At 49.6% G+C, this 13,453-nt stretch carries 11 protein-coding genes; 1 reads left to right on the top strand and 10 read right to left on the bottom strand.

Annotated elements, in window-relative coordinates:
• Nucleotides 1-70: 70 nt before the first annotated feature.
• The 3 genes from G3352_RS02885 to G3352_RS02875 form a co-directional block, all read right to left on the bottom strand.
• Nucleotides 71-400, bottom strand: a complete 330-nt coding sequence (locus tag G3352_RS02885; protein WP_064642806.1) for an AzlD domain-containing protein — start codon at nucleotides 398-400, stop codon at nucleotides 71-73.
• Nucleotides 391-1,065 carry an AzlC family ABC transporter permease gene (locus tag G3352_RS02880; protein WP_076290761.1) on the bottom strand — a complete coding sequence of 225 codons (675 nt, stop codon included), beginning with the start codon at nucleotides 1,063-1,065 and terminating at the stop codon, nucleotides 391-393. Before G3352_RS02880 ends, G3352_RS02885 begins: the two co-directional genes overlap by 10 nt.
• A 284-nt stretch (nucleotides 1,066-1,349) precedes the next feature.
• Nucleotides 1,350-3,323 carry a methyl-accepting chemotaxis protein gene (locus tag G3352_RS02875; RefSeq protein WP_163753610.1) on the bottom strand — a complete coding sequence of 658 codons (1,974 nt, stop codon included), beginning with the start codon at nucleotides 3,321-3,323 and terminating at the stop codon, nucleotides 1,350-1,352.
• Nucleotides 3,324-3,632: 309 nt separating this feature from the next.
• Here G3352_RS02875 and G3352_RS02870 point away from each other — a divergent pair, with 309 nt between their 5' ends.
• Entirely contained in the window at nucleotides 3,633-4,988 is a 1,356-nt protein-coding gene (locus G3352_RS02870) for a serine hydrolase domain-containing protein (RefSeq protein ID WP_205524676.1), read from the top strand.
• Between the two features lie 118 nt (nucleotides 4,989-5,106).
• Here G3352_RS02870 and nagZ read toward each other — a convergent pair whose 3' ends face one another.
• The 7 genes from nagZ to G3352_RS02835 form a co-directional block, all read right to left on the bottom strand.
• On the bottom strand, nucleotides 5,107-6,792 hold the full coding sequence (gene nagZ / locus G3352_RS02865) for a beta-N-acetylhexosaminidase (RefSeq protein WP_163753605.1): 1,686 nt from the start codon (nucleotides 6,790-6,792) through the stop codon (nucleotides 5,107-5,109).
• Between the two features lie 67 nt (nucleotides 6,793-6,859).
• Entirely contained in the window at nucleotides 6,860-8,026 is a 1,167-nt protein-coding gene (locus tag G3352_RS02860; protein ID WP_163753603.1) for an exo-beta-N-acetylmuramidase NamZ family protein, read from the bottom strand.
• Nucleotides 8,026-8,736, bottom strand: a complete 711-nt coding sequence (locus tag G3352_RS02855) for a hypothetical protein (RefSeq protein WP_064642815.1) — start codon at nucleotides 8,734-8,736, stop codon at nucleotides 8,026-8,028. The genes G3352_RS02860 and G3352_RS02855 overlap by 1 nt, the downstream gene beginning before the upstream one ends.
• A 46-nt stretch (nucleotides 8,737-8,782) precedes the next feature.
• The gene (locus tag G3352_RS02850) at nucleotides 8,783-9,892 is read right to left on the bottom strand and encodes an ABC transporter ATP-binding protein (protein ID WP_163753601.1); all 1,110 of its coding nucleotides are present in this window, start codon (nucleotides 9,890-9,892) and stop codon (nucleotides 8,783-8,785) included.
• Between the two features lie 271 nt (nucleotides 9,893-10,163).
• On the bottom strand, nucleotides 10,164-10,997 hold the full coding sequence (locus G3352_RS02845; protein WP_163753599.1) for a carbohydrate ABC transporter permease: 834 nt from the start codon (nucleotides 10,995-10,997) through the stop codon (nucleotides 10,164-10,166).
• A 64-nt stretch (nucleotides 10,998-11,061) separates the two neighbouring features.
• Entirely contained in the window at nucleotides 11,062-11,985 is a 924-nt protein-coding gene (locus tag G3352_RS02840) for a carbohydrate ABC transporter permease (protein WP_163753596.1), read from the bottom strand.
• Nucleotides 11,986-12,040: 55 nt separating this feature from the next.
• Nucleotides 12,041-13,393, bottom strand: a complete 1,353-nt coding sequence (locus G3352_RS02835) for an ABC transporter substrate-binding protein (protein ID WP_163753594.1) — start codon at nucleotides 13,391-13,393, stop codon at nucleotides 12,041-12,043.
• Between the last annotated feature and the right edge of the window lie 60 nt (nucleotides 13,394-13,453).

Raw genomic sequence — 13,453 nt, 5'->3', positions numbered from 1 at the left:
TTACGATCCTATAGGTCATTATTAACCGTTAGAGCGAAGGATTTACCTGATCCAATAAAGGCCCCGTATACTATCCCATCAAGTACCGCAAAATCATCATTGCAACAATACCGACAAGTACGGTTCCGAGCAGACTTCGTGTCCAGATTGCTACAGCAATCGTAGGCAGTGCTGCCCACAGGGCTGGATTATGTGTAATCGGCACCAACTGGTTGTCCGCCATAAACAGTTCCTGACCGATCAGTGCCGCCATGACCGCCACGGGTACATACTCAAGCCAGCGTAACAGCCATATCGGAATCTGTATTTTACTGAACAGCATGAGCGGCAATACACGCGGGATGAACGTTAACAACGCCGAGCCCATAATAATCCAGAATACATCCCATCTTACTTCCATCGTTCCATCACTACTCCCATCGTTGCCGCAATGACCGCAGCCACAATGACACTCATGCTGCCAAGCGAAGCCATGCTGGCGAAGATTACACAGATCACGGCGATGATCGCCACATTGATGTGTAATTTTTTATTTTTGCGCTGCATCAGTTGAAGCACTACCAGACCAATAAACATTGCAGGCAGGGCAAAATCAAGTCCAAGCCGCTCGGGATTGGTTATCCAGCGTCCAAAGTATGCCCCCGCCATATTCGCCACAAACCAATTCAGATATGCTGTAATGTTCAGACCGTGCATCCAGCGTTCACTCAACGTTTTCCGGCCAATCGCTCGCGTCATCGCCACGCCAAAGGACTCGTCGGTAAGCAGCGAGCCGATCCACATATTTTTAAGCGGCGTCAGATGACGAAAGTACGGTGATACGGCCGCACTCAGCAGCAGATGGCGAAGATTCACGAAGAATATGGTGAAAATGATAGCAGTCGCTGAACCACTCGAGGCAAGCATACCTGCGGCAATAAACTGAGCCGATCCAGCGTATACAATCAGACTGAGCAGAGCCGTTTCCGCCAAACTTAAGCCTGCCGTCATTTCAATGACACCCGCTGCAAACCCAATACTTAAATATCCAAGCAGTGTTGGAATACAGTCCTTAACCCCTTGCATAAATGAAGCATCATCCAGCACCTCTTCGGTATTTGCGGGCCCGGATGTCAGTGGTATGGATTTATCCAAATCCGGTTCATCCCCTCTCCATGTCATCCACATCTTGCGGATTACTTTTAATTTAGAAATATACCACAGGATAAGACATTCAGGGAGAGACAGATTCACTTTTACAGAACAGATGAGTTTCGAATCTTCATAAACCGTTGATTAGCGAATAACACCCACGAGAAAAAGACTGCAGGGTCACAACCCCACAGTCTCCTTCGAGAAATGCTATTGAACTATAACTTGAATTTCTCAATCATGCTTTGCAGATCTTCAGCCATACGGGACAATGCCGCAGAAGAAGCTGCAACCTCTTCCATTGTAGCGAGCTGCTCCTGAGCAGCAGCTGAACCATCCTCGGTCCCTGAAGCAATCTGATTGGATAATTCAATGGTATCATTCACTTCCTTGGACACATGACTCATGCCTCCATCAATCTGACGGGAAGCTGCCGACACTTCTCCAGCTTGTGCAGCAACCAACTGCACGGCGCTACGGATATTTTGGAAGGCCTCTCCCGCCTCCGTAATCATTTGCGTACCTTTAATCATGCCTTCTCCTGTACGGGCAAAGGTAGACTGTACCGCATTTGTTTTCTCTTGCATCTCACACATAAGTTCATTAATACGTTCGGCAGCACTGCCCGAATTGTTGGCTAGCGTTTTTACTTCATTGGCCACGACAGCAAAGCCTCGACCTTGTTCACCTGCTCTTGAAGCTTCAATGGATGCGTTCAAGGCAAGGATATTGGTCTGTTTGGCGATGTTGGTAATCTCGGCCACAATCTCAACAATCTCTTCATTTTTCGCTCGAAGATCCTGAATGACCACAGCCATGGCCTCACTCTCATTATTCACCTTCTGAATATGAGCAACCGCCTCTTCCACCGTAACCATACCCGCTTCGGACTTGGAAGATGCTTCTACAGCTATGCGAGCCGTGTCTTCAGCACTCGATGAGATTTCTTTGACACCTATAGACATTTCACCGACGAGTTGGCCCGTTGCAGCAAGACTGGCGTTTTGTTTGTTCGTTCCTGCCGCTGCATCCTGCATCAATTCGGCAACCTGTTCCGTTGCTCTGGATGTCTGTTCAGAACTCGCCATCAGCTCCTCAGAGGATGCTGCTAGCTGGCTCGATGTATCATGTACTTCGCCCAGAACGTTACGTAGCGATGAGGTCATGGTATCGAAGCTTGCCCCGAGTTGTCCAAACTCGTCACGACGCTGTAAACCTACACGAACTGTCAGATCACCCGCGCTTACTTTGGAAGCCGCTTGCGTTAGTTGCAACAATGGACGGTGAATACTGCGAATAATGAACACAAGCAGAATAATACCAATGATCAACGAGGTCCCTACCAGAGTGTAGGCACGAATCAAGATCGGTCTTACCGCATCTGCTGCTTCAGAAGGAACCATCTCACCGACAATTTTCCAGCCTGTTTCGGGATTCGTATAGAATACGGCTTCCAATTCTTGTCCATCATACGTGTACTTTACAGTTCCTTGATCTTTTTTATACATCTCATTAATGTAGCTCTCATTGGACTGCACACCGGATTCGATATTGTAATGGAACAGGAACTTCCCGCCGTTATCCAGCATATACAGTTTTCCCTTTTCACCAATATGTATCTTATCAACGGATTCTTTCAAATGATTGAGACTTACATTGGCTCCAATTACCCCTTTACCATCGGCCAGCTTGGCAGCTGCGGTGACAACCCATTCACCCGTGGTTACCGACTGGAACGTGTCTGAGATAATTGGTTCATCCTGTGACATACCCATCGTATACCAGCTGCGTTCCCGTGGATCATAGATCTGCTGTCCGGGATCAGGAGATTTCATCCAGCTGCCATCTTCAGCACCTGCTGTTATTACACCCAATTCTTTGTGAGCTTTGGACATACGATCCATTTGTCTCTGAACAGCTGGTGATTTATTGATAATATCTGTTGAAGTAATACCCGCTGCAAACTGTGCTGCGTTATCCTTCTCCATATCCAGCATTTGAGTAATCTGCAGACTGAGCATTTCCGTTTTGGCCTGTGCAGAAAGAATGATTTCTTCCCTGACCTGGTCTGCTGCTTTTAAATAAGACAACCATCCCACGCTAATGCTCGGTACAATCAAGAACAAGAGCAACGAAGCGATCAGACGTTTCTTAACCGTTAATGTAAACCAATTGCGAATCCTTTTCTTCATTTAAATATCCCCCATCATCATCTTCACCCCTCTTTTATCGGACAAACGTAGTAAAAATATTATGTATGGATACTAAAATGAATCGAAATTACATTATTTTTGTTAGGATAATAGAAAATGATGCTCATGCCCCGTTTTGACCCCCTCTTCGAGATCGTTTACAATATCTCATAAGCTGGTTATCCATGAAACGACTGGAAGGAGAGGATTCGAATCTTACGCAAGTCACATGTGCAACAACCTGTTACCAGATTATATTCATCTATGTTCCGTATTCTGTTAGCCCTCATTCTTTGTGCAGGCCCCATTATGGGACAAGCCAGTTTCACGGCATCTGCAGCACAAGGGGCGCAAACAGTTCACATTGAAGTAAATGGTCAAGAGCAATCGTGGAAAAATGCCCCCCTTGTATACAAAGGTACAACGTATGTTCCATTGCGAGATGTTGTTACCTCTGTAAATGGCACCTTGAAGTGGGAAGCTCGTACCAAAACAGCTACGATTACCGTTGGTCGAGACAAGCTGGTTCATCAGGCTGGCAGTGACTTCATCCAGGTTAATCAGGTTCGTCTGTCCTCCGGTGTGCAATCCCGCACCATTAACGGCACACTGATGTTACCTGTCCGTGCGCTTGCCAATGCACTCAAAGCGGATATTAAAGTACAACGTACAGCCTCAGGGCAGATGAGTGTTAATATCGAGACGGACAAAGTAAGCCTATTAAATAGTCAAGTCGCCAGTGTAGACAGCTATTTGCGCGAAATTAATTTTCCCGGCTTGGCTCTGATTGCCCGCAATGGAGAGGTCCTGCTTCGCCAAGGCTACGGACTAGCGGATGAACAAACGCTGAATCGTCCGGATCAGAAGACCAGAATTGCCTCTCTGAGCAAATCTTTCACCGCTGCCTCCATTCTCAGCTTGGTGGAAAAAGGAAAGCTCGATGTGCAAGATCCTATATCCAAGTACATCTCCGGTATACCGAAGGGAGATCAGATCACGCTCCATATGCTGTTATCCCAGACTTCAGGTCTTCCATCCGCCTTTGGCAGGGGTGAAGGCACTTCATTGGAAGAAACGGTAGAGGAAATCCGGCACAAAACATTGAAATTTGAACCGGGTAGTGCCTATTTGTACAGTAACAGTGGTTATGTTCTGCTGGCCTATGTTATTGAACAGGTGTCTGGCATGAGTTATGCCGATTATGTACAACAGACCATTCTGAAGCCGCTCGGCATGAAGAACTCTGGAGAAGCTTCCCGCAAGGTCCATACAAATAGCGGATTCGTTGCGGAGAATAAACAGTGGGTGACTGCCCCTTATTATGTTTCACAATCAGGTTCAGGGACGATCTACTCCACTGTGGACGATTTGCTGAAGTGGGATCGGGCACTGTACACGGACAAAATTCTGAGCCAGGATACGATTGAACAGATGTATGAACCGTATTCGGATAAAAATTATGGCTACGCCTGGATTCTCAAGGAAAACGATCAGAATCGTACCGTCTTCCATAACGGTAGCGGCGGTGGTTTTGCCACAGCGTTCTCACGCAATTTGACAGACGATGTTACCATTATTCTGCTTGGTAATCATGCGGGTATGGATATGACTTCGCTCATGGATGAAGTCGAGGCTAAGACAGCTCAGGCACTGAATCTGCAATAATTTTGTAATTATTCATTAGATATAGCAGAAGGGACGGTCCATTATAGGATCGTCCCTTCTGCTATATCGGTCTTCATAATCCGGATCATACTTTGCTCGTTCGTCATTTAACGCCTGTCTAGTTTATGGATACAGGAAGTTTCCCGGCAAAAGGAATATGCCCCATCAGCGCCCGAGCGGCGCTATCCATGGCAAGCGGCCTGCTCTCGTACGCTGCCACATACACCTGTACCTCCGGGATCGCAAGCAGATCATAGGGACTGCGGAGCGCCACAACAGCGAGCGGCTTGCCCAATTGCTGCAGCCAGCCGATCAACCTGCACTGCGGATCACCAGAGGCACTGCTTGCATTATAAGTCCCCACCACAATCTGGCGAACGTCATCCTCTTCGGCAGATTGAAGCAGACGGGCAGAACGAATGGCAACCTCCTCTGGCGAGACTGTTACTTCGACCACATCCAGACCGCAGTGCGACAAAGCCGACCCTAGAGTAACCGCCTGAGTCAGCTGTTCGTCGGCAATCGTTGTCACAGATGTAGCAACCGTTATGACCAATGTACGTTCCGGCTTCAAAGGCAGCATATTCAGTTGATCACGCACCAGCGTGATGCTGTTCTCACTGATTCGGCGGGCCACCGCTTGGTGTAACGGTTGGTTACGCTCTTGGCGCTTCAATGAAGCTGGATCAGTTGATACCTCAGCGGAGAATGAAGTCGACACCGCACCGTGCACTTCATCTTCACCTGTGCTCATTCCCTTCTCCAACAGGCCTCGTTTTGCCTTGTACTTCAGCAACCGGGTTACAGATTCGTCAATGCGGGCCTCGCTGATTCGCCCGCTCTGCACGGCTGCCAGCAGCGCTTCAAATGCCCCTGCCTGAAGATGAGCTGTGTGGCTAATCAACACCAGATCTGCGCCGGCCTCTACCGCCATCACAGCTGCATCGACAGTGCCATAATTGGCGGCAATCGCGTCCATCTCCATACAATCCGTTACAATCATGCCGTCATACTCTAGCTCCTGACGAAGCAATCCACTTAACACGGTTCGCGATAGTGTCACAGGCAGACGCTCCGGTTCCAGAGCCGGAAAATAAATATGTGCCGACATCATTGCATCAACACCTGCCGCTATGGCAGCTCGAAACGGAATCAGCTCCACACGCTCTACCCGTCCCCGACCATGGGTGATGACCGGGAGATCCAGATGCGAATCGGTATCCGTATCCCCGTGTCCCGGGAAATGTTTGGCTGTCGCTGAAATGCCAGCATCTTGGACTCCCGCAATGCTCCTGGCCCCATACGTTGCCACGGACTGCGGTGATTCCCCAAATGAACGCACACCGATTACCGGATTGGCGGCGTTATTATTTACATCCAGGACCGGAGCAAAGTTCATGTTAATTCCCATCGATCTCAGCTCCACCCCACTGATATAGGCTGCCTGGTATGCATCCTCGATGGAACCCGCTGCCGCAATCGCCATCTGTCCCGGCATCAGGGCAATCCCTTCGGTAATCCGGGCCACCATGCCGCCCTCCTGATCAATGGATATCCAAAGCGGTACATTACCGCTATCGACAGCAATCCGTTGCAGGCCCGACGATAACCGCTCTACCTGCTCCGGCGACTCGACGTTGCGCGCAAAATAGATTACGCCGCCAATGGGATACTTTCGCAGAAAAGCGTCCACTTCCCCGGCAGCCTCGGTGCCATGAAAGCCGCAAAGCAGCATTTGTCCAATTTTCTCACGCAGGGTCATCTGTTTCAGCTTCAACGCGTATATCTCTTTTGGCTTACTCATTCCATGCCTCCTCCCCATGACAAATAATCCGTACATTACGCGACATCCTATTGATGAATTTCACTCTTTATGGGTATAGCAAAAACGGCTTCCGCCGTTCCTTCCATTCCTCTGCCTCTGTGTTCCAATCTTCCATCAAGCGTACTAATTCTTCACGGTCATGAATGACATCCCTGACTTTCCTGCCTCCGGTCAACAGATCAATAAAATAACGGGAACCCGGCTGTGGCGGCTCCAACCAGCGAAATTGCTCCGGATAGAGCGATGCCAGTTCATGCAAAAGCACCAGACCTGTATCTACCGCCCGGAATGCCCTGCTGTCTGTTACGAAAATCCTCACACCTCCACACAGCTCACCTGCATGTTTGGAGAAGGTTGGCGACATGTACACCGGATGCACATGTACACCCTCCAGTTTGTGTTCCCGAATGCGTTCCGCCAGTCGTTCACCCTCAATCCAGGGTGCTCCAATCCACTCAAATGGGCGGGTTGTGCCCCTGCCTTCCGATACATTGGTGCCTTCGAACAGGCAAGTACCCGCATAAACCCGCACACTGTCCATTGTGGGCATATTAGGAGAGGGCAGCATCCAGGGAAGCCCACAATCCGTAAACTCCATGGAGCGCCGCCATCCTTCCATTGCAATTACATCCAGTTCGCAGGGCACCTCCATCTCACTGTTAACCAACAGGGCCAATTCACCGACCGTCAGTCCGGTGCGGACAGGTACATGCCAAGCGCCAACGAGTGATTCATACCCCGCGCTTAGCAGGCCGCCTTCTACCGTATCCCCGCCCAGCGGATTTGGACGGTCCAGCACCAGCAGACGTTTGCCTGCTTCGGCACAGGCCTCCATCATGTGGAACAAGGTTGATGCATACGTGTAATAACGGACGCCCACATCCTGGATATCAAACAGCACCGTATCCACCTCAGCCAGCATCGCAGGAGTAGGCTTCTTGTGTTCCCCATAAAGACTGAGCACAGGGATGCCCAGACGTGGATGCACTGTATTCCCGAATCGGACACCAGCTTGAAGTTCACCATCCAGCCCGTGCTCACACGCATAAAGCGCTGTAAGCTTGGCATCTGCCAAGCTGGCACAAACATCCACCGTAGAGACAAAGTCGGCCGTAATACCCGTAGGGTTTGTCATCAATCCAATACGCGCATCCGATAACCATGGGTGGGAAAATCCTCCGGAAAGAAGATCAACTCCAGTTTTTACGTCCATCACACATTCCCCTGGCTGATCCACCCCGTATGTTGGTGGTCATTGCCGCCAGATGTGACAGGTTCCTCTTCCGGCTCCAGCACATTAAGGGCGACCTTATGCTGATAGATGGCAAACATGCCCGCGAACAGCGCCCCAAAGCCAACAACTGTCAGCATTAGCAGAGCCGTCAGACACAGCGCCTGAAAACAGGCTCCCATCGTGTATCCCGGATGACGGAAGAATAGCTTCACACTTTCCCCCATCGCCTGAATAATGCCCATGTTCTTTTGCAAAACAAGCTGCCACGTATAGAACTGCGACATCAGCGCCATTAGGACGAAGAACGTTTGGAACATGCTCACCGCTGTACCTGTAATCCCACCCTGTCCGCCGTAATACCACCAGGTAGACCACAGAATGAAGCCAAGCACGGCAAAAAGCACACCTACTGCCCCTCCAGGGATGAATCCCTTCATCGTTCCGTTCCAGATATCCTTAAGCCCATTGCGGCGTTCCTTGCGTTCCAGCCTGTGATGTACGGCATAACTGACACCGAACAGGATTGGCATATAAATCACGGCCAAAAGCAGCACCGCGATTGGCAGCGGAGCAAACATCAGAATGGGTACCAGCACGATGGAGCTGACAACACTGTATAGGGCCACCGGAATAATATCCCGATAGATTTCCGCACCCGACTTGACCAACACTTCACTCAGCTTACGCATCTCCACACTCCCTTTCTTGCCGTTCCTTCCTCATCCAGCTCGTTTCTTACTCCCGTCCAATCGCCAGTTCCGTCTCTGGGTCAAAAAAGTGCGCCTTACGCAGGTCCAGTACAAAATTTTTGTCCATTCCTACATAAGCATGTGTTTCCGGGTGAACCTTGGCCGTAACGGTACGGGCACCCGAATGGAAATACACCAAATTCTCGGAGCCCAGATGTTCTACTACCTGAACTCGCGCCTGCAGCATGTGGTCTATCGGGATATTCGGAGCAACATCGTCACCAAAAATATGCTCTGGACGCAGACCCATAATCACCGGCTTGCCTTGATGACTCTGAAGACGAGCGAGTACATCTGCTGGCAAAGTGAATGACGCTCCCTCGATGACAACCTGCGTGCCTTCAATCCGCGCATCAATGAAGTTCATAGCCGGGGAACCAATAAATCCGGCAACAAACATATTCCGCGGACTCGCATACAACTCTTTCGGTGAAGCCACCTGCTGAATATCTCCATGATTCATGACCACGATTCGCTCCCCAAGTGTCATGGCCTCCACCTGGTCATGCGTGACGTATACAATTGTGGCACCGAGCCGCTTATGCAGCTCGCCCAATTCCACCCGCATCTGTACCCGCAGCTTCGCATCCAGATTGGAGAGCGGCTCATCGAACAGAAACACCTGCGGATCACGGACGATCGCACGCCCTACTGCCACACGCTGGCGCTGACCACCGGACAGCTCGCGCGGTTTGCGCTCCAGCATCGCCTCCAGCCCCAGAATGGAGGCAGCATTCTGTACCTGTTCATCAATATAGGATTTTGGCTTCTTGAGATTTTTCAGACCAAAGGACAGATTCTCACGTATCGTCATATGCGGATAAAGCGCATAATCCTGAAATACCATCGCGATATCGCGATCCTTCGGATGCAGATCATTGACGACCCGTTCCCCGATGACAATATCGCCGCTCGTCTGTTTTTCCAGTCCGGCAATCATCCGCAGTGACGTCGTCTTACCACAGCCTGAAGGACCCACAAAAACCACGAATTCCTTATCTTCTATAACAAAGTCCGAGCCGGCCACAGCCGTGAACGTTCCTTTATGATCGTCTTTGAATTCTTTGCGCACTTGGCGAAACTCCACGCGTGCCATAGGTAGATCCCCCTTTACGTTGTCGCTTGTCTGAACTATATAAGTTCAACTAACGAATATTTACACTGGCACTCCGATGACAGAACAACCTTCCGATCGCTGTTATCCCCAGATTTCTTTGATTCCTTTATAAAAAGGGGAAATCCGGTGATAGCGTATGCTTCCGATGTAGCTTTCTTTTAGAAAGCTTTTAGGCGAACGCCTTCGCTTCTTCAGGTTATTTCTGTCCTCTCCGTTATGGTGTAAATGTTTAGTTGAACATATATAGGAATTAACCTTTAACTGCACCAATCGTAATGCCCTGTAAGAAGTAACGTTGCAGCGAGAAAAATAGAATGATCATCGGCATTGCACCAATCGTTGCCCCTGCCATCATTGCGCCGAAGTCCGTTGATTCGGCAAATACGAACGAAGCCAGCCCCACCTGAACGGTGCGCATCTCGTTGGAGTTAGTGATCAGGAATGGCCAGAAGAATTCATTCCACGAAGCTACAAACGTGAAAATCGCCAGCACCGCGATCCCTGGCTTTGCCATCGGCAGGATCACTTTCCAGAAGATGCCGAACTCGCTGCATGCATCAATACGTGCCGCATGAATCAGCGATGTGGGCAGCGTTGACATGAACTGTTTCATCAAGAAAATGTTGCCCACACTGACCGCAGCAGGCAGAATAATGGCCGTATACGTATCTCCCAGGTCAAACACGTTGACCATCAGAATGTACAAGGGAATCAGCGTCACCTGTGCCGGAATCATCATCGTCCCCAGCAAGGTCCAGAATACCGCCTGACTTCCTGGGAACTTCAGTTTGGCGAACGCATATCCCGCCAGGGAGGCGAAGAACACATTCGTCACGGTTAGAATGACCGAGATGAGCAGCGAGTTGTACAGCCAGCGCCAGGCATCAGTTTTGGCAAAAAAGCGCTCATATGGTGATAATGACAGCTGCTCCGGGATCATCTGCGGTTTGAAGGAAGCCGACATCGCACTATCCTGCACCGAACCGACCAGCATCCAGTACATCGGAATGACCGTCACCAGTGCCCAGACCACCAGCAGAATGGATGCAACGACAAGCAGTGTTTTTTTCTGAGTTGATTTCATGGATTTCATTCACCCCCGGATGCTTAATGCAACTTGCTCTAATAGTACGTGTTTTGAACTTCCTCTAATACTCAATATCGCTGGAGAAATATTTGAACTGTATGACGGAGATGACAATGATGATAATCGCCAGTACGAACGACTGTGCAGAAGCCAATCCGAACTCATAGAACTTGAATGCCGTCTCATAGATCAGATAAGCAATCGTTGTTGTCGCAAAGTTCGGTCCACCCTGTGTCATCAGATATACCGAGATGAACACCTGAAAAGACGTGATCACACCTGTAACGAGCAAATACAACGTCGTTGGTTTGAGGAGCGGCCATGTAATCTTGCTGAACTGGGTCCAGCCGCTGGCATGATCAATATCTGCCGCTTCGTACAGCGATTTCGGAATACCGCCCATGGCTGCCAGATACAGAATAATGCCCGCGCCATGCGATCCGAGCCAATTCATCAGAATGAGTGAAAAGAGTGCCGTTCCCGACTGACCCAGCCAGATTACCGGATCAAGGCCGAACAGGCTGAGGAAGCGGTTCAGTAGTCCCGAATCCGTCGGGTCAAAGATCGCCAGCCATACGATGGAGATGGTTACCCCGGATGCTACCGCGGGCAGGTACAATGTTGCTTTGAAGAACGTCTGCCATTTGCTTTTCATCTGGAAGATGAAGTAGGACAGTACAAATGTAATGAGAATATTGACCGGTACCGTACCCACAGTAAAGATGAGTGTATTTTTAATCGATTTCCAGAACGTCTCATCCTTCACCAGTCGCTCGTAGTTATCCAATCCAACCCACGTCGAGTTCATAATATTGTATTTCTGGAAGCTCATCACAAGAGCCGTCAGAACGGGATACAGTGTGAAAATGAGAAACAGCAGGACAGGCGCCAAAATAAACAAATACGCCCACCCGTAGTCTCGCCAAAACCGGGCAACCCGGGAAGTCCGGGGCACAGACGGTTTTGGCGCAAGGGCGGTCTGCATGGCGAATCCTCCTCTCCTAATCAGTGTGGTTTTGCGTTATGTTGTATGGTCCGAGTTATTGTCCAAACATCTGCTGGCCTTTGTTCTTGAAGTCTTCTGCGATCTGCTCCGGTGTCTTCTCTCCCGAGAACAGCGCCTGAATGTTAGGCTTCACAACTTGTTCCTTGAATTGTTTTTGCTGTGATGCTTTGTCGATATCCAGTTCCAGTACAACCGGCATAGCGATATTCTCTGCCATTACTTTCGCAGCAGCCAGATTATCCGGTTGACCAAGTTCTTTTCCTTTAAACAGATCTACCTGGGATTGTCTTACGAATGGGAGCGCCAGTTCATTGGCCGAGTTGCCTGCTTTGGCACCACTGAGCGCCTCCATGACCAGGAACGTATTTTTGGCATGCTGCTCACCTTTGTCCTTCTTCTGTTTGAAGGCTACATACCCTTCGCCGCCCATCGTTGTTGCCGCAGGTTGATCGTCATTATGCGGTACAGGCAGCAGGACAAAATCAATTTTCTCCCCTTGTACCTTGCCGTCGTCAATATCCTTGTTGCGGTTCTGAATCATCACATCATAATAAGGAATCGCTTTGGAGATGATCGCCGTTTCACCCGCGTAGAACATATCCGTCCGTTTTGCTGGAGCAAGAGCAGCCGTTTCCTTCGGCATATACCCTTGATCCATCAGATTTTTGATAAAAGAGAGAGTATCCAGAATGCGCCCATCATTCCATTGGAACGTGCCAGCTTTATCGAGAACGTCAATCATTCCGTTGTTTCGGGACAGCATTTCAATGAAATCAAGCGAGGTTCCATCGGTAACCAGTGCATATTGTTTCGCCCCACCATCCAGCGTTTTGGTCAGCTTGGCTGCGGCAGCGTTGAATTCGGACCAGGTCCAGCCATTTTGCTGAATGGATTTCCAGTCAATGCCTGCTTCCTCCAGAATGCGTTTGTTACCACCCCATGCCCATTGGAATTGATACAACGGCAGTCCGTACTGTTTCCCTTGGATCTGACCTAATTCAAGCGTACCTGGCAGATAGTCATCCTTGATCTCAGGTGTCAGGTAGCTGTCCAGCTCAAGTGCCAATCCCGTATTCACATATGTGCCGTCTACACTATGAAAGTAAAGATCCGGCGGGTTGCCCGCGTTCAGAGCGACATCGAATTTTTTGGGCCCTTCCGCCCAGGAGAGCATTTCCGTCTTCACGGTAATGTTCGGGTATTCTTTATTGAAATCAACGATCAGATCCTTCAGTTCATCTTCATATGTCCCATGTACTGGATAAGTCCATACGGTCACCGTATCTTCCGCATTGGGATCATCTGAAGCAGCGCCCCCGCTATTCCCGCAGGCAGTAACCCAGACCATCATCAACAACATTGCCCATACCAGACCCTTCTTTTTCATCCCTTCATCTCCTTCGCGTGTCGTCTCCCGATAATTGCATTGCCTAACCATGCTACCCCT

Source organism: Paenibacillus sp. ALJ109b (assembly GCF_010747435.1).
GTDB lineage: Bacteria > Bacillota > Bacilli > Paenibacillales > Paenibacillaceae > Paenibacillus > Paenibacillus taichungensis.
The sequence above is the reverse complement of the archived record's forward strand: the minus strand, read 5'-3'. Positions and strand labels throughout refer to the sequence as shown.